Source organism: Streptomyces sp. NPDC053673 (assembly GCF_055585225.1).
This window is the reverse complement of sequence record NZ_JBVJKN010000022.1, coordinates 93,530-113,998: the sequence shown is the minus strand read 5'-3', so window position 1 is coordinate 113,998 and position 20,469 is coordinate 93,530. Positions and strand designations below refer to the sequence as shown.

18 protein-coding genes, 2 pseudogenes and 1 riboswitch are annotated in these 20,469 nt (G+C 70.7%); of the genes and pseudogenes, 11 read left to right on the top strand and 9 right to left on the bottom strand.

The window, feature by feature from the left end; all coding sequences use genetic code 11:
* Nucleotides 1–77 precede the first annotated feature (77 nt).
* Nucleotides 78–131: pseudogene (locus ACZ6ZQ_RS27210) on the bottom strand (PRC-barrel domain-containing protein); the annotation flags it as partial.
* Between the two features lie 188 nt (nucleotides 132–319).
* Nucleotides 320–417: riboswitch (glycine riboswitch) on the top strand.
* 178 nt (nucleotides 418–595) lie between these two features.
* Here ACZ6ZQ_RS27210 and gcvP point away from each other — a divergent pair.
* The gene (gene gcvP / locus ACZ6ZQ_RS27205; RefSeq protein WP_469771135.1) at nucleotides 596–3,481 is read left to right on the top strand and encodes an aminomethyl-transferring glycine dehydrogenase; all 2,886 of its coding nucleotides are present in this window, start codon (nucleotides 596–598) and stop codon (nucleotides 3,479–3,481) included.
* Between the two features lie 152 nt (nucleotides 3,482–3,633).
* On the opposite strand, the gene ACZ6ZQ_RS27200 is transcribed toward gcvP, so the two are convergent.
* Together ACZ6ZQ_RS27200 and ACZ6ZQ_RS27195 are read right to left on the bottom strand one after the other, a co-directional pair.
* The gene (locus ACZ6ZQ_RS27200) at nucleotides 3,634–3,831 is read right to left on the bottom strand and encodes a DUF5999 family protein (RefSeq protein WP_469771134.1); all 198 of its coding nucleotides are present in this window, start codon (nucleotides 3,829–3,831) and stop codon (nucleotides 3,634–3,636) included.
* Between the two features lie 295 nt (nucleotides 3,832–4,126).
* A complete protein-coding gene (locus tag ACZ6ZQ_RS27195; protein WP_469771133.1) occupies nucleotides 4,127–4,717 on the bottom strand; it encodes a hypothetical protein in 591 nt (196 codons plus the stop codon).
* A 479-nt stretch (nucleotides 4,718–5,196) separates the two neighbouring features.
* On the opposite strand from ACZ6ZQ_RS27195, the gene ACZ6ZQ_RS27190 reads away from it, so the two are divergent.
* Both ACZ6ZQ_RS27190 and ACZ6ZQ_RS27185 read left to right on the top strand, forming a co-directional pair.
* On the top strand, nucleotides 5,197–6,699 hold the full coding sequence (locus ACZ6ZQ_RS27190; protein ID WP_469771132.1) for a glutamate-cysteine ligase family protein: 1,503 nt from the start codon (nucleotides 5,197–5,199) through the stop codon (nucleotides 6,697–6,699).
* Between the two features lie 193 nt (nucleotides 6,700–6,892).
* Nucleotides 6,893–7,696, top strand: a complete 804-nt coding sequence (locus ACZ6ZQ_RS27185; protein WP_469771131.1) for a CPBP family intramembrane glutamic endopeptidase — start codon at nucleotides 6,893–6,895, stop codon at nucleotides 7,694–7,696.
* 89 nt (nucleotides 7,697–7,785) lie between these two features.
* On the opposite strand, the gene ACZ6ZQ_RS27180 is transcribed toward ACZ6ZQ_RS27185, so the two are convergent.
* Entirely contained in the window at nucleotides 7,786–8,607 is an 822-nt protein-coding gene (locus ACZ6ZQ_RS27180; protein WP_469771130.1) for a PhzF family phenazine biosynthesis protein, read from the bottom strand.
* A gap of 139 nt (nucleotides 8,608–8,746) precedes the next feature.
* Here ACZ6ZQ_RS27180 and ACZ6ZQ_RS27175 point away from each other — a divergent pair, with 139 nt between their 5' ends.
* Complete coding sequence (locus ACZ6ZQ_RS27175) at nucleotides 8,747–9,355, top strand: PadR family transcriptional regulator (protein ID WP_469771129.1); 609 nt, start codon at nucleotides 8,747–8,749, stop codon at nucleotides 9,353–9,355.
* 85 nt (nucleotides 9,356–9,440) lie between these two features.
* Here the strand turns inward: ACZ6ZQ_RS27175 and ACZ6ZQ_RS27170 are convergent, their stop codons facing one another.
* On the bottom strand, nucleotides 9,441–9,869 hold the full coding sequence (locus ACZ6ZQ_RS27170) for a type II toxin-antitoxin system Rv0910 family toxin (RefSeq protein WP_469771128.1): 429 nt from the start codon (nucleotides 9,867–9,869) through the stop codon (nucleotides 9,441–9,443).
* A 258-nt stretch (nucleotides 9,870–10,127) separates the two neighbouring features.
* On the opposite strand from ACZ6ZQ_RS27170, the gene ACZ6ZQ_RS27165 reads away from it, so the two are divergent.
* The 3 genes and pseudogenes from ACZ6ZQ_RS27165 to ACZ6ZQ_RS27155 form a co-directional block, all read left to right on the top strand.
* Entirely contained in the window at nucleotides 10,128–10,658 is a 531-nt protein-coding gene (locus ACZ6ZQ_RS27165) for a peptidase (protein ID WP_469771127.1), read from the top strand.
* Between the two features lie 65 nt (nucleotides 10,659–10,723).
* Nucleotides 10,724–11,716 carry an EamA family transporter gene (locus ACZ6ZQ_RS27160; RefSeq protein ID WP_469771126.1) on the top strand — a complete coding sequence of 331 codons (993 nt, stop codon included), beginning with the start codon at nucleotides 10,724–10,726 and terminating at the stop codon, nucleotides 11,714–11,716.
* A gap of 100 nt (nucleotides 11,717–11,816) precedes the next feature.
* Nucleotides 11,817–12,077, top strand: a pseudogene (locus tag ACZ6ZQ_RS27155) (EamA family transporter); the annotation flags it as partial.
* A gap of 116 nt (nucleotides 12,078–12,193) precedes the next feature.
* Here ACZ6ZQ_RS27155 and ACZ6ZQ_RS27150 read toward each other — a convergent pair.
* Nucleotides 12,194–12,886, bottom strand: a complete 693-nt coding sequence (locus ACZ6ZQ_RS27150; RefSeq protein ID WP_469771125.1) for a pyridoxamine 5'-phosphate oxidase family protein — start codon at nucleotides 12,884–12,886, stop codon at nucleotides 12,194–12,196.
* A gap of 23 nt (nucleotides 12,887–12,909) precedes the next feature.
* Here ACZ6ZQ_RS27150 and ACZ6ZQ_RS27145 point away from each other — a divergent pair, with 23 nt between their 5' ends.
* A complete protein-coding gene (locus ACZ6ZQ_RS27145) occupies nucleotides 12,910–14,241 on the top strand; it encodes an aminotransferase class I/II-fold pyridoxal phosphate-dependent enzyme (RefSeq protein ID WP_469771124.1) in 1,332 nt (443 codons plus the stop codon).
* On the opposite strand, the gene ACZ6ZQ_RS27140 is transcribed toward ACZ6ZQ_RS27145, so the two are convergent.
* Nucleotides 14,232–15,227, bottom strand: coding sequence for a DMT family transporter (locus ACZ6ZQ_RS27140; RefSeq protein WP_469771123.1), 996 nt, complete (start codon nucleotides 15,225–15,227; stop codon nucleotides 14,232–14,234). The genes ACZ6ZQ_RS27145 and ACZ6ZQ_RS27140 overlap by 10 nt on opposite strands.
* Nucleotides 15,228–15,301: 74 nt before the next feature.
* On the opposite strand from ACZ6ZQ_RS27140, the gene ACZ6ZQ_RS27135 reads away from it, so the two are divergent.
* Nucleotides 15,302–16,201: a LysR family transcriptional regulator gene (locus ACZ6ZQ_RS27135; RefSeq protein WP_469771122.1), complete on the top strand. Its 900-nt coding sequence runs from the start codon at nucleotides 15,302–15,304 to the stop codon at nucleotides 16,199–16,201.
* Between the two features lie 170 nt (nucleotides 16,202–16,371).
* Here the strand turns inward: ACZ6ZQ_RS27135 and ACZ6ZQ_RS27130 are convergent, their stop codons facing one another.
* Complete coding sequence (locus ACZ6ZQ_RS27130; protein ID WP_469771121.1) at nucleotides 16,372–16,839, bottom strand: pyridoxamine 5'-phosphate oxidase family protein; 468 nt, start codon at nucleotides 16,837–16,839, stop codon at nucleotides 16,372–16,374.
* A gap of 139 nt (nucleotides 16,840–16,978) precedes the next feature.
* On the opposite strand from ACZ6ZQ_RS27130, the gene ACZ6ZQ_RS27125 reads away from it, so the two are divergent.
* Nucleotides 16,979–17,629 (top strand): cysteine hydrolase family protein, encoded by a 651-nt coding sequence (locus ACZ6ZQ_RS27125; protein WP_469771120.1) that lies wholly within the window; start codon nucleotides 16,979–16,981, stop codon nucleotides 17,627–17,629.
* 26 nt (nucleotides 17,630–17,655) lie between these two features.
* On the opposite strand, the gene ACZ6ZQ_RS27120 is transcribed toward ACZ6ZQ_RS27125, so the two are convergent.
* Nucleotides 17,656–18,180 (bottom strand): Rieske (2Fe-2S) protein, encoded by a 525-nt coding sequence (locus tag ACZ6ZQ_RS27120; protein WP_469771119.1) that lies wholly within the window; start codon nucleotides 18,178–18,180, stop codon nucleotides 17,656–17,658.
* Between the two features lie 405 nt (nucleotides 18,181–18,585).
* On the opposite strand from ACZ6ZQ_RS27120, the gene ACZ6ZQ_RS27115 reads away from it, so the two are divergent.
* Complete coding sequence (locus tag ACZ6ZQ_RS27115; RefSeq protein ID WP_469771118.1) at nucleotides 18,586–20,304, top strand: ATP-binding protein; 1,719 nt, start codon at nucleotides 18,586–18,588, stop codon at nucleotides 20,302–20,304.
* Nucleotides 20,305–20,469: the final 165 nt, after the last annotated feature.

The window sequence follows — 20,469 nt, the reverse complement described above, 5'->3', positions numbered from 1 at the left end:
GGGATGTGCAAACCGTCGCCCGCGAGTTCGCTGGGCTCCAGGGGGACGAACGCGTCCCGGCTGAACAGGCCCGTGCGTACCGCCGCCCACTCCGGCACCCCCGTCGCGTCGTCGAGATACACCTCGTCCACGGTCCCGATCTTGGCGCCGTTGCGGTCGAACGCCTTGCGGCCGATCAGGCTGCGCGGATCGATATCGGTCTGCACGGTCCCTCCTACAGGTCGCAACGGTTCATGGACACTACGAAAGTGCACATCTGAGGCGTCGGCCACTCGAGGGTTCGGGCCAAGACCTCGCTGGTAGGCTGGCAGGCGGCTGTTGACCCCGTGCGGGAGAGTGCTCCGGTGAAAGTGCCGGAGACGCCGAAGGAGCAAATCCTCCCCGGAATCTCTCAGGCCCCTGTACCGCACGGACGAGGTCACTCTGGAAAGCAGGGCGGGCGTTTGACGGCATCCGCTCTCACCGACGGTGAAAGCCGGGCTGCCCTCAGGGCGGTCCGGTGAAGCTCTCAGGTTGAGATGACAGAGGGGGAGGCCGTCCGGGCACCCGCGCCGTGGTGCCCCTCGCAGGTCGCAATGACCAGGAGGCCTCCGCAATGACCGCCAACCGCATTCCGCTCTCCCAGCTGGAGCGAGGCACCCCCTTCGAGCAGCGCCACATCGGGCCCGACGCCGAGGCTCAGGCGAAGATGCTCGCGCAGGTCGGCTACGGCTCGCTGGACGAGCTGACCGGCGCCGCCGTGCCGGACGTGATCAAGAGCGCCGAGGCGCTCGGCCTGCCCGACGCCCGCACCGAGCCCGAGGTCCTGGCCGAGCTGCGCTCCCTCGCGGACCGTAACAAGGTGCTCGCGCCGATGATCGGCCTCGGCTACTACGGCACGTTCACCCCGCCGGTCATCCTGCGGAACGTCATGGAGAACCCGGCCTGGTACACGGCGTACACGCCGTACCAGCCGGAGATCTCGCAGGGCCGGCTGGAGGCGCTGCTCAACTTCCAGACGATGGTCGCGGACCTGACCGGTCTGCCGACCTCCGGGGCCTCGCTGCTCGACGAGGGCACTGCGGCCGCCGAGGCCATGGCGATGTCCCGCCGCGTCGGCAAGGTCAAGGACGGCGTCTTCCTGGTAGACGCCGACACCCTGCCGCAGACCGTCGCCGTGATCGAGACCCGCGCCGAGCCGACCGGTGTCGAGGTCGTCGTCGCCGACCTCAGCGAGGGCATCCCGGCCGGGATCGCCGAGCGCGGCGTCTTCGGCGTGCTGCTCCAGTACCCGGGTGCCTCCGGCGCCGTTCGCGACATCAAGCCGGTCATCGACCAGGCCCATGAGCTCGGCGCGATCGTCACCGTGGCCGCCGACCTGCTGGCGCTGACCCTGCTCACCTCGCCCGGCGAGCTGGGCGCGGACATCGCCGTCGGCACCACCCAGCGCTTCGGCGTCCCCATGGGCTTCGGCGGGCCGCACGCCGGTTACATGGCCGTCCAGGCCAAGCACGCCCGCAGTCTGCCCGGTCGCCTCGTCGGCGTCTCCGTCGACGCCGACGGCAACAAGGCCTACCGCCTGGCGCTGCAGACGCGTGAGCAGCACATCCGCCGCGAGAAGGCCACCAGCAACATCTGCACCGCGCAGGTGCTGCTCGCGGTCATGGCCGGAATGTACGCCGTCTACCACGGCCCCGAGGGCCTTAAGGCGATCGCGCGCCGCACCCACCGCTACGCCGCGATCCTCGCCGAAGGGCTGCGCGCCGGCGGTGTCGAGATCGTGCACGGCGCGTACTTCGACACGCTGACCGCCCGGGTCCCGGGCAGGGCCGCCGACATCGTCGCCGCCGCCGGTGAGCACGGGGTCAACCTGCACCTCGTGGACGCCGACCAGGTCTCCCTCGCCTGTGACGAGACCACGGGCCGCGCCCAGCTCGCCGCCGTCTGGTCCGCCTTCGGCGTCGAGGGCGACGTCGAGGCGCTCGACGCCACGGTCGACGACACCCTCCCTGGCGCCCTGCTGCGCACCGATGACGTCCTCACCCACCCGGTCTTCCACGCGCACCGCTCCGAGACCGCGATGCTGCGCTACCTGCGCAAGCTCGCCGACCGTGACTACGCGCTCGACCGCGGCATGATCCCGCTCGGCTCCTGCACCATGAAGCTGAACGCGACCACCGAGATGGAGCCGGTCACCTGGCCGGAGTTCGGCCAGATCCACCCCTTCGCCCCGGTCGAGCAGGCCCAGGGCTATCTCACCCTCATCCGTGAGCTGGAGGAACGTCTCTCCGAGGTCACCGGCTACGACAAGGTCTCCATCCAGCCGAACGCCGGCTCGCAGGGCGAGCTCGCCGGCCTGCTGGCGGTGCGCGCGTACCACCGTGCCAACGGCGACGACCAGCGCACCGTCTGCCTGATCCCGTCCTCCGCGCACGGCACCAATGCGGCCAGCGCGGTGATGGCCGGAATGAAGGTCGTGGTGGTCAAGACCGCCGATGACGGCGAGATCGACGTGGCGGACCTGCGCGCCAAGATCGAGCAGTACCGTGACGAGCTGTCCGTGCTCATGATCACGTACCCGTCGACGCACGGAGTGTTCGAGGAGCACGTCGCCGACATCTGCGCCCAGGTCCATGAGGCCGGCGGCCAGGTGTACGTCGACGGCGCCAACCTCAACGCGCTGGTGGGCCTCGCCAAGCCGGGCAAGTTCGGCGGCGATGTCTCGCACCTCAACCTGCACAAGACGTTCTGCATCCCGCACGGTGGCGGTGGCCCCGGCGTCGGCCCGGTCGGCGTCCGCGAGCACCTCGCCCCGTACCTCCCGAACCACCCGCTCCAGCCGACCGCCGGGCCCGAGACGGGCGTCGGACCGATCTCCGCCGCCCCGTGGGGCTCCGCCGGCATCCTGCCGATCTCCTGGGCGTACGTCCGGCTGATGGGCGCCGAGGGCCTCAAGCGCGCCACTCAGGTCGCGGTGCTCGCCGCGAACTACATCGCCAAGCGTCTGGAGCCGCACTACCCCGTGCTCTACACCGGTCCGGCCGGGCTCGTCGCGCACGAGTGCATCGTGGATCTGCGGCCGCTGTCGAAGGCGACCGGCGTCAGCGTCGACGACATCGCCAAGCGACTGATCGACTACGGCTTCCACGCGCCGACGATGTCGTTCCCGGTGGCCGGCACGCTCATGATCGAGCCCACCGAGAGCGAGGACCTCACCGAGATCGACCGGTTCTGCGACGCGATGATCGCGATCCGCGCGGAGATCGAGAAGGTCTCCTCGGGCGAGTGGCCGGCGGAGGACAACCCGCTGCGCAACGCGCCGCACACCGCGGGCGTGCTCGGCGGGGAGTGGGAGCACCCGTACAGCCGCCAGGAGGCGGTCTTCCCGGCCGGTGTCCAGGCCGCGGAGAAGTACTGGCCGCCGGTGCGCCGGATCGACGGGGCGTTCGGCGACCGTAACCTGGTCTGCTCCTGCCCGCCGCTCGACGAGTACGACAGCTGACGCGCCCGGACATGCGTCAGGGCCGGTTCGGAGATCGCCTCCGAGCCGGCCCATTGTTGTCCGGTTCGGTCGTCCGGTGTGGTGCTGTGCCCGGTGTGGTGCCGTGTCCGGCGCGGCTCGTCCGCCCCGGGGTGCTGCCCTAAGGGCAGCCCTTAGGCTGCCGTGACCACTCGCAGCGGCCGGTGCGGGGCGATGATCTGCCCGTCCGGGAGCAGCTCACCGGTGTCCTCGAAGAGCAGGACGCCGTTGCACAGCAGACTCCAGCCCTGCTCCGGGTGGTGGGCCACCAGTCGGGCGGCCTCCCGGTCGGCGGATTCGGCTGTCGGGCAGGGTGGCTGGTGCTGGCACATGGATGGGTTCTTTCGCTGCGGTGTGGAGACTGTCCTGCGGCTCGATGCGGTGTTCATGGCCGCCCCCGTATCTTGTTCGGTCCGGTCCCAGTGTTGCCCCACGGGCGTCACATCCGCAGGGATTTAGCGGCACCTCGTCTTACCACTTAATGACGTATCACCCGCGCGGACGGTTCAGCCCAACTGCACCGTCTCTTCGGGTGGTTCGGGGTGGCCGGAGTGGGCTAGTCCGGACGGGGCATGTTCATGCCCCGTGACCTGAAGTCACGGGGCATGAACACCATGTGTCCGTCGCTCAGGCGGGCGACCCGAGCAGCGGCGCGGGGGTGATACGCAGTGTCAGCACCGGCAGCAGATCCGCGACCAGGTGCGCCCGGTGGGCCGCGATTCCCGGTGGCGCGGGGGCGAGCGGCACCAGCAGATCGGCGGGCGCCGGCTTGCCCCCCGCCGCGTCCGCCTCGGTGTTCCTGTGCAGCCACAGCGTGAGCATGTACAGCTCGGGTACCGACAGCAGCCGTGGCTGATATGCACCGGGGACGGCCTCCGCCTGCTGCAGCGCGCGCTCCGTCGAGGCGATGTACGGGCCCTCGAAGAAGTGCGAGAAGGCCCAGCCGTCCGGGGTCAGCATGGTGTCCGCGGCGGCGATGGCACGCTCTCCGCTGCGGATGAGGAACCGCCAGCCGGCCAGCCGGGTGCGTGGCCTGCGGCTGCGGTGCGGGACGACCTGGTCGAGCACGTGGACGGGGAGCGGGAGTTCGGCACTCACCGCTCCTTGGACGGAACGGAGGGCGGGGGTACGAGCCTCGCGGACTGCGGCGGGGGAACCGAGTGCCGCGAGGACGCTGCGCAGGGCGGGCGCGGGGGCCGGGGGAACAAGCAGCGGCATGGTGGGTCGCCTCTCACTCAAGAGACAGGGTGATGCGAGGGCAGATGCGGACGGCACTGTCAGCGTGGGCCAGAGGGGGCCGAATTTCCATGGCCGGGCGCCGACTCTCTGCCTCGTTCGCGGAGTTTATACGACACGTGTTCACGCAATGTTTCTGCTAGCCGTCCCCGGTATTGCGTTCAAGGGTGCATCCGGCCTTTCTTGCGGGGAGTTTCTGGTGATTCTCCATGAACGCGCTGCCGTCACCTGGGGTGTTACCCCACGAGCGGTCGGCCGAATCTCGTCGGCGTTTTGACCACCAATCGGGAAGCGGTAACTGCGTACCGCTCCATGCCGAAGGAATGTGCCGCGTGAATGCCGAACCAGACTAGCGGTCCACAGTCGCACGCGGGGCGTTATCGATCACTCGGTCTGGGCATTATCGTCCGTGACGTAAGCGGCCGACGCCGTCGGCCGCCCACTCGAGGAGGGGTGCTTCGATGGGGGAGAAGGTCGTGGCAGGCGGGTTCGACCTGTCCGATCGGCAAAGGTACCGGAGAGAGCTTCAGCAGTGTCTGGCGGGACTGGGGAGGCTCCTGGCGGAGAAGAGGTTCGATCGGCCCAAGAATCTGATGGGGTTGGAGATCGAGCTGAATCTCGCCGGGGCCGACGGGTTGCCGCGGATGATGAATGCCGAAGTGCTCGACCGGATAGCCAGCCGAGATTTCCAGACCGAGCTGGGAATGTTCAATCTGGAGGTCAACATAGCCCCCCACCGGCTCGCCGGCCGAGTTCTCGATCAGCTCGCGGAGGAGCTCCGTACCGGATTGGGATATGCCCACCGCAAATCCGCCGAGGTCGACGCCGGGATCGTGATGATCGGAATTCTCCCGACTCTGACCCGCCATGACCTGGTCTCCGCGAATCTCTCGGAGGTCGACCGTTACGTCCTGCTCAACGACCAGATCGTCGCCGCCCGCGGCGAGGACTTCACCCTCGACATCGAGGGAGTGGAGCGGCTGAGCTGCACCTCGACGTCGATCGCGCCCGAAGCCGCCTGTACGTCCGTGCAGTTGCACCTCCAGGTGACCCCCGGCCGGTTCGCCCAGGTGTGGAACGCCGCGCAGGCGATCGCGTCCGTCCAGATCGCGGTCGGCGCGAACTCGCCCTTCCTGTTCGGCCGGGAGCTGTGGCGCGAGTCCCGGCCGCCGCTGTTCCAGCAGGCCACCGACACCCGGCCGCCCGAGCTCCAGGTACAGGGCGTACGGCCCAGGACCTGGTTCGGCGAGCGCTGGGTCGGCTCGGCGTACGAGCTCTTCGAGGAGAACCTGCGGTACTTCCCGGCGCTGCTGCCGATCTGCGACGAGGAGGACCCGCTGCGGGTGCTCGACGACGGCGGCGTGCCGCGCCTGCAGGAGCTCGTCCTGCACAACGGCACGGTCTACCGCTGGAACCGTCCCGTGTACGGACTCGCCGACGGCGTACCGCATCTGCGCGTCGAGAACCGGGTCCTGCCGGCCGGGCCCACCGTCACCGACGTGGTGGCGAACGCGGCCCTCTACTACGGGCTGGTGCGGGCGCTGGCGGAGGAGTCGCGGCCGGTGTGGACCCGGATGCCGTTCGAGGTCGCCGCCGCCAACTTCGACACGGCGTGCCGTCACGGCATCGACGCAGAGCTCCAGTGGCCGCGGCCGGGCCGTTCCGGCGGCATGACACGCGTACCGGCCGTCAAGCTCGTACGGGACGAACTGCTGCCTCTTGCCGCGGCCGGACTGGACGCGTGGAACGTGGAGCCGGCGGACCGCGATTTCTACCTCGGGGTCATCGAGGGGCGGTGTCGGCGCCGGGTGAACGGCGCGTCCTGGCAGGCGGACGCCTTCCACCGGGCCCTGGAGTCCGGACTGGACCGGGAAGCCGCGCTGGCGGCCGTCACCCGCCGGTACTCCGAGCTGATGCATCTGGGCGATCCCGTGCACACCTGGCCGGTCTGGCCGGCGGGCTGACGGCTCGCGGCAGCCCGCGTCCCTGCTTGTCTCTGTCCCCGCCCCGCCCCCGCCCCGCCTCCCCGCCTCCGCGGCCCCGCTCCGCCTCCGCCCCCCGCCCCGCGCCTCGACGTCCTCGTTACGCCCCTGCCGTCGTCCGCCGCGCCGTCGTCGGGCAAGCTGTGGCGACGGGACGAGGCAACAGGAGGCAGGTGTGCAGGCGGAGGCGGGACGTGAGTCCGGTTGGCTCCCCGAGGGAGGTTTGTCACGGAGGACCCTGCGGTCGGAGACCCTGCTCGTCCTGGCGCTCTCGCTGGGTGCCAGCGCGGTGTCGTCGCTGATCAGCTTTGTCGGGTCGCTTACGAAGCCGGGAGGTCTCAAGGACCAGGCGGCGACACTCAACAGTTCGTTCGCCCCCGGGCGGCCGTGGCTCGATCTCGCCTGGCAGCTGTTCGGGATCGCCACGGCCCTGGTGCCGGTCGCGCTCGTCGCGCATCTGCTGTTCAGGGAGGGCGTCGGTGGCCTGAAGGCCATCGGCTTCGACCGTACGAAACCCTGGCCGGACCTGGGGCGGGGTGCGCTGGTGGCCGCCGGGATCGGCAGTGCCGGGCTCGCGTTCTACCTCATCGCCAGGGCCGCCGGGTTCAATCTGACGGTCGTGCCCGAGGCGCTTCCCGACGTCTGGTGGAAGTACCCGGTCCTGATCCTCTCCGCGGTGCAGAACTCCGTGGTGGAGGAAGTGATCGTCGTCGGGTATCTGCTGCGCCGGCTGGGCCAGTTGGGCTGGACGCCGATGGCGGCGCTGGTGGCCAGTTCGGTGCTGCGCGGCTCGTACCACCTGTACCAGGGGATCGGCGGCTTCGTCGGCAACATGGTGATGGGCGTGGTCTTCGTGCTGCTCTACCGGCGATGGGGCCGGGTCGGCCCACTCGTCGTCGCGCACGCGTTGCTCGACATCGTCGCGTTCGTCGGGTACGGGCTGCTCGCCGGGAAGGTCGGCTGGCTGCCCACGGTGTGATCCACGCGGATCCCGGAGTTTTTCGAGGGGCGTACGACAGCAGCCGTACGCCCCTCGTGTGTCAGGCCTTGTGTGTCAGGGGCCGCGGGTCAGGGCCTGGCGAGCAGTTCGCCGTCGATGACGGTGACCGCACGGCCGGTCAGCAGGACGCGGTCGCCGCGCAGAGCCGTCCGTACGAGACCGGAGCGGGCGGAGGCCTGCAGTCCGGTCAGCTCGTCGCGCCCCAGCCGGGCGGACCAGAACGGGGCGAGCGCGGTGTGCGCACTGCCGGTGACCGGGTCCTCGTCGATGCCGACATTGGGGAAGAAGCAGCGGGAGACGTAGTCGTATCCGCCGCCCGGGTCCGCGGCCGGGGCGGTGGCGATGATGCCGCGCTTCGAGTGGGTGGCCAGGGCCGTGATGTCGGGTGTCAGGCCGCGTACGGTCGCCTCGTCCGCCAGCTCGACCAGCAGATCGCCGATGTGCTCGGCGGTGTCGTGGACCGAGAGTGGAGCCGCGTTGAGTGCCTTGGCGACGCCGAACGGGGCCTCCGTGCGGGTCAGCGGCGAGACCGGGAAGTCCAGCGTGATCGTGCCGTCCTCGTGCGCCGTCGCGGAGAGGATCCCGCACCGCGCCGCGAAGCGCACCGTGCCGGTCGCGGCCCCGGTCGCGTGCAGGACGTGGGCCGTGGCCAGCGTGGCGTGACCGCACATGTCCACCTCCGCGGTGGGGGTGAACCAGCGCAGCGCCCAGTCGGCCTCGCCGCCGGCGGGCAGGGGGTGGGCGAAGGCCGTCTCGGAGAGGTTCACCTCCCTCGCCACGTTCTGGAGCCAGCTCTCGTCGGGGAACGCGTCGGTCCCCAGGAGCAGGACCCCGGCGGGATTGCCCGTGAAGGGCCGGTCGGTGAAGGCGTCGACGATTCGAATCCGCATGCCGCTGACCGTAGGGGTCCACTGAAGCCGCAGGCCAAGGCCAATTTCAGGGAGCTGGCCCGATCGGTGGTTGTCAACCGAAGGATTCCGATATATCGTTGACGCATCGCGACAGATCAACGATGGAAGGAGCGTAGCGATGCGTTCACGTGGACACGGGTACGGACCCGGATCCGGGCAGGGCAACTGCGGACCGGGTCATCGTGGTCGGGGTGAATACGAAGGGGGGCGTGCCGCCTTCGGTCCGTTCGGGCCGGGGTTCGGCGGGCCGCCGTGGGGCGGCGGACGTGGTCGCGGAGGCGGCCGGAGGGCGCGCCGCGGTGATGTGCGGGCCTCGATCCTGGCCCTGCTGAAGGACCGCCCGATGCACGGTTACGAGATGATCCAGGAGATCGGCGAGCGCAGTGGCGGGGCCTGGAAGCCCAGCCCGGGCTCTGTCTATCCCACGCTCCAGTTGCTGGAGGACGAGGGGCTGATCGTCAGCGAGAGCGAGGGCGGCAAGAAGTTGTTCACGCTCACCGACGCCGGGCGTACCGAGGCCGAGTCGGTCCCTGACGCACCCTGGGAGGAGGCGGGCCGTGGTATCGACTGGGATGCCATGAACGAGATACGCACCGCCGGCTTCGGGCTGATGGAGGCGTTCAGTCAGGTCTGGAAGACCGGAACCGCCGAGCAGCGGCAGAAGGCGATCGCGGTCATCGGTGAAGCGCGCAAGAAGCTGTACCTGATCCTGGCCGACGAGCACTGACGCGCGGCCCACGGCAGGTGTGCGACGGCAGATGTACCACGGAAGGGTCCCGCCCGAGGCGGGGCCCTTCCGTGCCTCCGTGGGCTCAGCTCACCAGCCCGCCCAGCTTGCGCAGGGACTCGTTGAGGGCGGCGGTCGCCGAATCCTTGAGCTTGCCCGCCATCAGCGAGACGGCCGCACCCGTGAACTCCCCGTCGATCCGGACCGTCGTGGCATCACCGTCCGGAGTGAGTGTGTAGCGGTTGCCGACGAGGACACCCATCGGCCCCTTGCCCTTGATCGCGAAGGTCCGCTCCGGAACCAGCTCCTCGACCGTCCAGGTCACTTCGGCCGGGAAGCCCATCAGCTTCATGTTCTCGGCGAAGGTGGCGCCGGTCGCGAGCGTGTCCGGGCCGCCCTGCGGGAAGCTCGTGTGGGTGGCGTTCCACTGGCCGTACGAAGCGAAGTCCGTCAACTGGGCCCACACCTTCCCGGCGGGCGCCTCGATGCGTGCCTCTGCACTGACCTCGGCCATGCGACCACCCCTTCACGCGTCCTCGTTGGGCTCTGGTGTCGCGGAACGTAGCCGCGTGGCCGTGAACATTCAATACTGATGAACTGTCAGATTCTTTCGGGTGGGAGGACACCCGTGGCCGGGCTCCCTCAGGGGGGCAAAGGGTCCGATCTCATCCGTGAGGAGGAGAAGCCGGCGGGGTGAGCCCAACCTCCGTGGGAGGCGCGAATGCTTCCACGCGGCGATGTCCGGACCTCGCGGGGCTGATGGGGTGGGAGTGTGCAAATCCCTGTCCCGCGGGTGCCCCAGCAGCCCGCATCCACCCGTGCCGGGACCGACACCGGACTCACCGAGCAAATGGCCTCGGTCGTCGCGGGCGCACGCCGGCGCGCGCTGCGGGACGGCGACCGCCAGATCGACACCGCCCATCTGCTGCACTCGCTGATCGAATCGGACCCGGAGGTGCGGAGCGCCTTCGACGGCGGGGCCCAGCTCGCCCGCGTGCTCGGTTACCTCGTCCAGCGCAGCATCGGTTACGGGCTGCGCTGGCAGGCGGGGGTCGAGGACTCGGGCGCGGTCCCGCTGGTCCGCGACCCCGAGTCGGCCGGCTGGTCGCCGTCGGTGGCCGCCGCCATGCAGGACGCGCTGGAGCGAGCCGCGCTGCGCGGGGCCTCGCGCGCCACCGGACTTGATCTGCTCGCCGCGATCGCTGCGGACCGCGAGTGCCGGGCCGTCGAGGTACTGGCGCACGCGGGGGTCGACACCGCCCGTCTGACAGGCCGCATCGGGGAGCTGCCTCAACAGATGTGATGGGGAGCTGTCTCAACAGGTGTAACGGATGTGACGCTCCTGACGCGGGCTGCCATGATGTGCGGATGCGCGCGTCTCAGGGAAGGAACGCCGGCCTGGGACTCGCCCTGGCCTCGGCGTTCGCGTTCGGTGGTTCAGGTGTGGCAGCCAAGCCGCTGATCGAAGCGGGGCTCGACCCGCTGCATGTGGTGTGGCTGCGGGTGGCAGGCGCCGCCCTCGTCATGCTCCCCGTGGCCTGGCGCCACCGTGACCTGCTGATACGCAGGCCGGCGCTGCTCGCGGGCTTCGGACTGCTCGCCGTTGCCGGCGTCCAGGCCTGCTACTTCGCGGCGATATCCCGGATCCCCGTCGGCGTGGCACTGCTCATCGAATACCTCGCCCCCGCCCTGGTCCTCGCCTGGGTCCGCTTCGTCCAGCGGCGGCCGGTCACCCGCGCCGCCGCAGCCGGAGTGGTCCTCGCCGTCGGCGGGCTCGCCTGCGTCGTCGAGGTCTGGTCCGGGCTGAGCTTCGACGCGGTCGGGCTGCTGCTGGCCCTCGGCGCGGCCTGCTGCCAGGTCGGCTACTTCGTCCTGTCCGACCAGGGCGGGGACGGCGCCGGCGCCCCTGACCCGCTCGGCGTGATCGCGTACGGACTGCTCATCGGCGCGCTGCTCCTGACGGTCGTCGCGCGGCCCTGGAGCATGGACTGGTCGGTGCTGGGCGGCACCGCGAGCATGGGCGGTATGCCCGTCCCGGCGGCTCTGCTGCTCGGCTGGATCGTGCTGATCGCCACCGTCGTCGCGTATGTCACCGGCGTCGTCTCCGTCCGCAGGCTCTCTCCGCAGGTGGCCGGAGTGGTCGCGTGCCTGGAGGCGGTCATCGCGACCGTACTGGCCTGGGTGCTGCTCCGTGAGCACCTGTCCGGACCCCAGATCATCGGCGGTGCGGTGGTCCTGGCGGGCGCGTTCATCGCCCAGTCGTCCACACCCACGGCGCCGTCCGGGCCGGTGGCCGGCGAGCCGGGGCCCGCCTGGGGAGCCACCGAGGAGAGCTTGGCGTCCGGACGCGCCGCAGCGTAAGGTGTAACGATCATGCATTCGACCGTACTTCCGCCGCCCGCCGCGTAGCGCGGGCGGCTCACCGCTGACGAAGACCAGGTCCGGCCTGTCCCCCGGGCGGTTCGTCGCCGCCGTGCCGACGGCGCTCGCGTACGCGCTGTACTTCGCGGGCGCCGCGGTCGTCCGGGCGGCGACCGTATCGGTGATCATGCTGCTGGAGCCGGTGAGTGCCGCGGTCCTGGCGGTGACCGCACTGAACGAGCGGCTGACCACCGCGACCGTGGTGGGCACGCTGGTGCTGCTGGCCGCTGTCGTGGGCCTGGCCTGGCAGGAGGCACGGCTTGCGGCGGGCCGTCGCAGGGCGGTGGAACTGCTCGCCTGACATGAACGGAGAGCGGGCCCACACGGTCGTGTGAGCCCGCCCTCCCCGCGGATCGCGACCCCCGTGCGCGTTCCGGTCGGCTTTCCCGGGTCCTCCCGCCTCGCTGCCTGGGGTCCCTACGGCACGGACAGGTAGTCGGGCAGTGCGATGGCCGGGTCCAGGTCGTCCGCCGGAACCGGCGTGCCATGGCTCCGGACCAGCGGGACGACGCCCGTCCAGTACGGCAGCGACAGATCCTCCGGCTCGTCGTTCGGACCGCCCGTACGGACCTTGGCGGAGACCTCGTCCAGGTCGAGCCGGAGCACGGCGGTCGCGGCGAGCTCCCTGTCGTTGGCCGGGCGTGAGTCGTGGGAGCGGCCGGGCACGACATGGTCGACCAGCGCGTCGAGAGCGGTGCGCTTCTCGTGCGGGTCGGTGACCTGGTGGGCGGTGCCGAGGACCACGACCGAGCGGTAGTTGATCGAGTGATGGAAGGCCGACCTGGCCAGGACCAGCCCGTCGACGTGGGTGACGGTCAGGCACACCTCGAGGCCGTTGTCCGACTGGCCTGCCTGACTGGCCATGCGCAGCGGGCGGGAGCCCGTGGAGCCGTGGACGTACAGCGTGTCGCCGACCCGGCCGTACAGCGTGGGCAGCACCACCGGCGCCCCGTCGCGCACAAAGCCCAGATGGCAGACGTACGCCTCGTCGAGTATCGAGTGCACCAGCTCGCGGTCGTAGGAAGCGCGGTCCCGGGCCCGGGTGGGGACGGTGCGCTCGGTCGTCCGGTACGCGGCGTTCACCGGCGTCGAGGCCATTGCGATCTCCATTGTACTAGTGCATAATCTCGTTTGTGCTAGGAGAGTATCGGATCACGGGTCGTCGCGCATCGGAGATTGCCGCGAGCGTCGAGCGGGGGGTCGGCGCAGGCGATCTGGAGCCGGGCCGACTTCTGCCGCCCATGCGGGAGTTGGCGGCCGAGCTGGGCGTCAATCCGAACACCGTGGCGGCCGCATACCGGACGCTGCGTGACCGCGGCGTCATCGAGACGGCCGGGCGCAGGGGCAGCCGTGTGCGGCCGCGTCCGGCCAGTACGGCGCGCGGCTCGCTGCGGGTCGAGGCTCCGCCCGGCGTCCGGGAGATCTCCGACGGCAATCCCGACGTCGCTCTGCTGCCGCCGCTGCGGGACGCCTTCGCGGCCGCCGCGCGCCACCACGACGAGCGGCCCGTCCTGTACGGGGAGGCGCCCGTCGACCCCGAGCTGGCGCGGCTCGCCCGGGCCGGGATGGACGCCGACGGGGTGCCGGACGGGCCGATCGCCGTCGCGTCCGGCTCGCTCGACGCCATTGAGCGCGTGCTGAACACGTGGCTGAGGCCCGGCGACGGCGTCGCCGTGGAGGACCCTGGCTGGGGCAGCCTGCTGGATCTGATCCCGGCGCTGGGGCTGCGGCTCGTACCGGTCGGCCTCGACGACGACGGGCCGCTCCCGGACGAGGTGGAGCGGGCACTCGACGGCGGAGCCCGGGCCCTGATCGTCACCGACCGGGCGCAGAACCCCACCGGAGCCGCGATCGGTCGGGCTCGCGCGGGCGAGCTGCGCGCTGTCCTCGCCCGGCATCCGGAAGTGCTGCTCATCGAGGACGACCACGGCCACGCCATCGTCGACCAGCCGCTTCACCCCCTTGCCGGAGCGTCGGACCACTGGGCGCTCGTGCGCTCCACCGCCAAGGCGTACGGTCCGGATCTGCGCCTTGCCGTGCTGACCGGGGACGAGGTCACGATCGACCGGGTGCTCGGACGGCAGCAGCTCGGACCGGGCTGGGTCAGCCGGCTGACCCAGCGCGCGGTCGTGGAGCTGTGGGCCTCCGGGGCCGTCGACCCGGCGGCCGTGGCTCGCGCGTACGGCGAGCGACGCGACGCGCTGCTGCGGGCGCTGGCCGAACGCGGCATCGAGGCGCGGGGACGCAGCGGGATGAACGTGTGGGTACCCGTGGCCGACGAGACCGGGACGGTCGCGCGGCTGCTGCACGCCGGATGGGCCGTCGCTCCCGGGGCGCGGTTCCGGACGTCCACGCCGCCCGGGGTGCGGCTCACGGTGTCCGGTCTGACGCGGGACGACATCGGCCGGCTCGCCGAAGCGGTGGCATCGGCGGCCGGCCCGTTGCCCGCACGCGCCTATGGCTGACGGGGTTTCGGCCTGCTCTGGGTGAGCGCGGCTCCTGCCAGCACGATCAGCGCACCGACCGGGGTGTTCCAGCCGAACTGCTCGCTCAGCAGCGTCACGCCGGCGGCCGTGGCGATGACCGGGATGAAGTACGTGACCATCGTCGCCGTCGTGGGCCCGACCTCGGCGACCAGTCCGTATTGGAGCAGCATCGCGAAGCCGGTCCCCAGGGCGCCCAGCGCGATCACCGCGAGCAGCGGAACCACCGGAAGGGAGCTGGGGAGCGTGGTGAACAGCGGGGTGACCAGCGCCAGTTGGAGTGTGGCGAGAAGAAGCTGAGCGCCGGTGAGGGAGAGGTTCGAGTGGCTGGAGCCCGCCAGCGTACGGCGGACGTAGATCCAGCCGACCGGGTAGCTCAGCGAGGCGAGGAGGGCCATCGCGGTTCCCGTGACATCCAGCCCCGAGAAGCCCTGCCAGGCGCCCAGCACGGTGAGCACCCCGAGGAAGCCGATCCCGAGCCCGGCGACACGGCGGCGGGTCGGCCGGTCCTCGGAGAGCGCCACCAGCGACAGCGCCATGCCCCAGAGCGGTGAGGTGGCGTTGCAGATGCCTGCCAGGGTCGAGGGGATCGTCAGCTCGGCGTAGGCGAACAGCGAGAACGGCAGGGCGTTGAGCAGGAACGCGGCAACGGTGAGATGCCCCCAGGTGCGCAGTCCGCGGGGCAGCCGCTCGCGCTTCACCGCCATCGCCGCGGCGAGCACCGCCGTACCGAAGAGCAGCCGGCCGAAGGTGACCTGGAACGGTGCGTACCCGTGGGTGCCGACCTTGATGAGAAGGAAGCTGAAGCCCCAGATCAGGGCGAGCGCGGCGAACCTGATGCGCCAGTCGACGGCGGGACGGCGTGCGGCCGGGGCAGCGGGGGCGGCCGGGGCGACGACGGAGGAGGACGAAGGGGAGGGAGGCGATATGCGGGATCGGTCCCGCGACGGCGGCCTGACGGTGCTCATGCCCTCTACCTTGGCCGCACCGTTCTCGTAGGACAAGCGAGACTTCTTTGAGAGGTTCGCTTAGCATTACTTACATGTTGAACCTGGAGCGCCTACGGACCCTCGACGCGCTGGCCCGGCACGGCTCGGTCAGCGGAGCGGCCGACGGGCTGCATGTGACGACGTCCGCCGTGTCCCAGCAGATGGCGAAGCTGGAACGGGAGGTGGGCCAGCAGCTGCTGGCCAAGAACGGGCGAGGGGTACGCCTCACCGACGCCGGACGGCTGCTCGCCGACCATGCCGCGCGCATCCTGTCCCAGGTGGAGCTCGCACAGGCCGATATCGAGGCGCAGCGCGGGCAGGTGGTCGGCGAGGTGCGGGTCGGTGCGTTCCCGACGGCCGCGCGCGGACTCTTCCCCGCCGCGCTCGCGTCCCTTCGCAGGGTCCATCCCGAGCTGCGCGTGCGCTCCAGCGAGCTGGAGCCCGAGCATGCCGTGCGACAGGTGATCAGGGGCGATCTCGATCTCGCGGTCGTGCTGGACTGGAGCAACAAGCGGCTGCCGGTACCGGGCGGGCTGGCCCGGGCGCAGCTGCTGGACGACGCGGCGGATGTGGCGATGCCGGCGGACCATCCGCTCGCGGACCGGGCGGAGGTGGCCCTGGAGGACTTCGCGGACGACGAGTGGGTGTCGTGGCCCGAGGGCGAATTCTGCTACGAGTGGCTGATGTTCACGCTGCGCGCCAAGGGCATCGAGCCGCGGATCGCGCACATGGCGGGGGAGCACCACACCCAACTGGCGCTGATCGCCGCAGGCCTCGGGGTCTGTGTGACGCCGAGGCTCGGCCGCGGACCGGTGCCGGACGGCGTCCGGCTCGTACCGGTACGGCAGAAGATGCTCCGGCACATCTACGCGGTCTGGCGCAGCGACGCGGACCGGCGGCCCTCGATCCGCGCGGCGGTGGAGGCGCTGCGGCAATCGGCAGCCACGGTCTGAGCCCGGATGCCGCATCCGGGGAGTGTGGGGAGCGGGCCGCGCCCGGGGAGCGTGCGGCGTCGGCCGGGTCCGCGGAGGGCTGGTTGTCGGCCGGGCCGGGGGAGCGTACGGCGTCGTCCGGGCCCGGGGAGCGTCGGCCGCGCCTGGCCGACGCCCGCGTCCCTCCATGCTCAGAGCCCCGCGAGCTTGCGGAAGTCCCAGGACGCGATCGCGTCCGGTGTCAGTCGCACCCATGCGTGGCGGCCGTCGTGCGGCATGGTGTCCAGCCCGAAGTTCTTCCGTGCGAACAACTGCTCCGGGACGTCGAGCTCTGGACAGGGCTCGCCGGTGCGGGGCGCCTCGCCGACGAAGACCGCCGTGCCCGAGAGCTCCGCGCCGCGCAGCTCCGCGTACTCCTCCCCGGAGTCCACCACGACCGCGATCCGTGGATCCCGGCGCAGCTCGGTCCAGCGTCGGCTCCGCGTGATCGAGTACAGCCACAGGGACGTCCCGTCCCAGGCGAACCAGAGGGCGCTCGCGTGCGGCCGTCCGTCCGCGGACACCGTCGCCACCCGGCAGGTGCGCTGCTCGGCGAGGAACGCGTCCAGCTCGGCCGGACTCATCATGATCCGGCGGCCCCGGCGCTGTGTGACGGCCATCGGTGGCCCTCCTCGTGATAGCGGCCAATTTCTCTGACTAGGTGTCAGGAATCATGGGTGCTCTTCCCTCATGACGCAATGGCGGTTACCGTCGCGCGCCCGGTCACCCAGGAGAAGCGTCGACGAGAAGGGCGGAGCCGTGCCTTCGTTCGAACAGTTGGTGGAACAACTAGATCCGGCCGGCGCGGTGCTGCTCACCGTCGAGTGCCAGCAGGGCGTTGTCGGAACGGACAGTGCACTCCCCGAACTCGCGGCGGTGGCACGCGCGTCGGGCGCCCTGGACAATGTCGCCCGGCTCGTCGCCGTCGCGCACGAGGCCGGTGTGCAGGTCATGCACGCGGTGGCGGAGCGGCGGCCCGACGGACGCGGCGCGAACCGCAACGCGCGCCTGTTCAGGGCCGCCGAGCGGCTCCCCGTGCAGCAGTATTCCGGCAGCCGGGCGGTCCGTGTCGCCGAGCCGATCGAGGTCGCGGACGAGGACATCGTCGTCCGCAGGCTGCACGGGCTGTCACCGATCGCGGGCACGGACGTCGACGCGCTCCTGCGGAATCTGGGCTGCCGGACCCTCGTCGTCGTGGGTGTCTCGGCGAATGTGGCGATACCGAACGCCGTGTTCGACGCCGTCAACCTCGGCTACACGGCGGTCGTGCCCGCGGACGCCATCGCGGGGGTGCCCCCCGAGTACACCCCCGCGATGATCAGGAACACGCTCGCCCTCGTCGCCACCGTCACCATCACCGACGACGTGCTCGCGTGCTGGAAACGCCCGCGCCGCACGACGCGCGCCTGACAGGGGTCACGCGCGCGTCACACGGGTCACGCGAGCTTGATCGAGTCCCCGTCCACGACGATCGAAGCGGCGGGCAGCGGAGAGGTCGCGGGACCGCTCTTCACACTGCCGTCCGTCGCGTCGAACATGCTGTTGTGGCACGGGCAGTTGATCATGCCGTCGGAGACGCCCTTCACGGCGCAGCCCTGGTGGGTGCACTTGGACGAGAAGGCCTTGAAGTTGCCCGCCGTCGGCTGTGTCACCACGACATCGCCGATGACCTTGCCACCGCCCTCGGGGATGTCCGCGACCTTCGCGAGCACCTGCCCGCCACCGCCCGTCGTGCCACCCGTGCTGCCCCCGGTGCTGCCACCTGTACTTCCCTCGGTGCTTCCGCCCGTGCTGCCGCCCGTACCGCCGGTCGTTCCGGCGCCCGCCGGTGTCTCGCCCACGCTGCCAGAGCTGTCAGATCCGCCGCACGCCGTCAGCGCCGCGGCGAGTCCGGCGCCGCCCGCCGCCGCGAAGACAGTGCGTCGCGCCACCGTGCGCGCAGGTCCCTGCGTTCCGGTCATGCCGGCTCCCTTTCCATGGTCGGCCCCAGTTTCGGGCCGCTCGTGTTGTTCTACGGGACCGGGTCGCGCCCCGTTCAACGGCCACGCCGGAAAGCCGCGCAGCAATCTGGCACGATTGCTCCCCGAAGTCACAGCCACCCCGCTGCGTCGCCGGGGCAGCACTCACCTCACCCGCTGCGGCCTGGGCGTATCTCATCAGTTTCTGCTGTGAGTTCGAGCGTCGCCTGTCAACTCCGCGAGTGGACAGGACCCGTTCGAGTGGATCACGATGGGGCGTTCTTCAAAGGCCAGTGCGACTGCTGCCAATGCCGGGGGAGGGGGACGGGACTCAACACGTCTGTCCGCGCTGGCCTTGCACGAGCAGTTGCCCAGGCCCTCGTCTACGCGGCCAGTGCAACCGGTGTGGTGCCGCGGGCCCTGAAAGGGAACCGCGTCTGCGGGGCGACAGGCGGCGGCAAGTCCCAGACGGTCCGCGGCCTGCTCGAAGCCGCCACGCGCGAGCATCTGCCCTGGCTGGTCGTCGAACCGGCCAAGGCCGAGTACCGGTTCATGTCCGCGCGGCTGAGGGGCGAGGACGAGGTCATCGTCATCAAGCCCGGTGACCGCGAAGCACTCCCCGCCGGGCTGAACCCTCTGGAACCATCCGTCTTCGCAGGCGGTGAACGCTTCCCCCTGCAGACCCATCTGGACATGGTCCGCGCGCTCTTCCTCGCCTCCTTCGACCCGCAGGAGCCGTTCCCGCAGGTGCTCAGCGCTGCTCTGACCCGGTGCTACGAGGACCTGGGCTGGGATCTCACCCTCGGCGAGCCGAAGGCCGCCGGGACCGAGCCGCGCTACCCGACGCTGGAGGACCTGGAGCACACGGCCCTGCAGGTCGTTTCGGAGATCGGCTACGGCAAGGAGATCACCGACAATGTCCAGGGCTTCATCAAGATCCGGCTCGCCAGTCTCCGGCTCGGGACCACGGGACGGTTCCTGGAGGGCGGCCACCCCATCGACTTCGGTGAACTGCTGAAGCGCAATGTCGTCTTCGAGATAGAGGACGTCGGCGACGACAAGGACAAGGCGTTCTTGATGGGCACGATCCTGATCCGGCTCGTCGAGTACCTGCGGATGGAACAGCGCACGACTCGACGGCTCTCCTTTCCCCTGCGTCACCTGACCGTCTTCGAGGAGGCCCACAGGCTGCTGCGCCGTTCCGAAGAGGGCGGAGCGAGTTCGCATGCCGTGGAGATGTTCGCCGGCCTGCTCGCCGAGATCCGGGCCTACGGCGAGGGTTTGGTGATCGCCGACCAGATCCCCAGCAAACTCGTCCCCGACGTCATCAAGAACACCGCGGCCAAGGTCGTGCACCGCCTGCCGGCACAGGACGACCGCGAGGCCGTCGGCGCCACCATGAACATCACCGAGGCGCAGTCGGAGTACCTGGTCACCCTCAAGCCGGGTGAGGCCGCCGTGTTCACCGACGGCATGGACTATCCGATCCTGGTCCGCATGCAGGACGGTACGGCCCGTGAGGACGCCGCGGCCATCCGCCCTGCGTCACCGGCCCCGATGATCTCGACGCGAAGCCGGGCATGCAGCGCGGACTGTGCCGCGGCCCCGTGCACGCTCCGGCAACTGCGCACCGCGCAACGCCTGGACGAACAGGACGAGCTGCGCATCACGCTCTGGGCCGAAATCACCGTGGCGGCCCATCTGCTGAGCTGGACGACTCCCCTTCCGGGGGAGGCCATGCGCCGCGCCCTCGCCCCCTACTGGTCTGCGGACCGGCGCATGGTGGAGTGCGCCATCGGCCAGGCGGTCGACCGCGCGGTCCACAGCCGTGTCGGAGCAACGGCGTCGCCCGACGCCCTGGCCGAGCACGTTGCCTCGGTGATGCGGGCCCAACTCGACGGGCACGACCCTTGCCCGGTCGCCGAGCCCCGGTGGAAGGCCCGGAAGGGGACGAAGACGCGGCAGTATTACCACGGGCGGTACACGCCGTCGCTGCTGGAGAAGGCGGTGGGCTGCGCGGACCCGTCGGAGGAGTGGGCCAGGCGATTCGCCCGCGCGCTCGCCTGCTTCGCACGCAGACCCCGTAAGCCGGCGGCGCCGGAACAGGTCGCGGGGAGCACGGAGTGAGCGAGCTCGACGCAACCGAGACCACCGCGGCGGACGACCTTCCGCCTTCCCCGCTACCGGACATCCCGGAGCCCGTCGGAGAGCCGCAGGAGCCGACGGAGCCGACGGAAGCGGACGGCGGCGAAGCCCCCGACGAATGGTCGCCGGACGGCTGCGCAGAGCCGG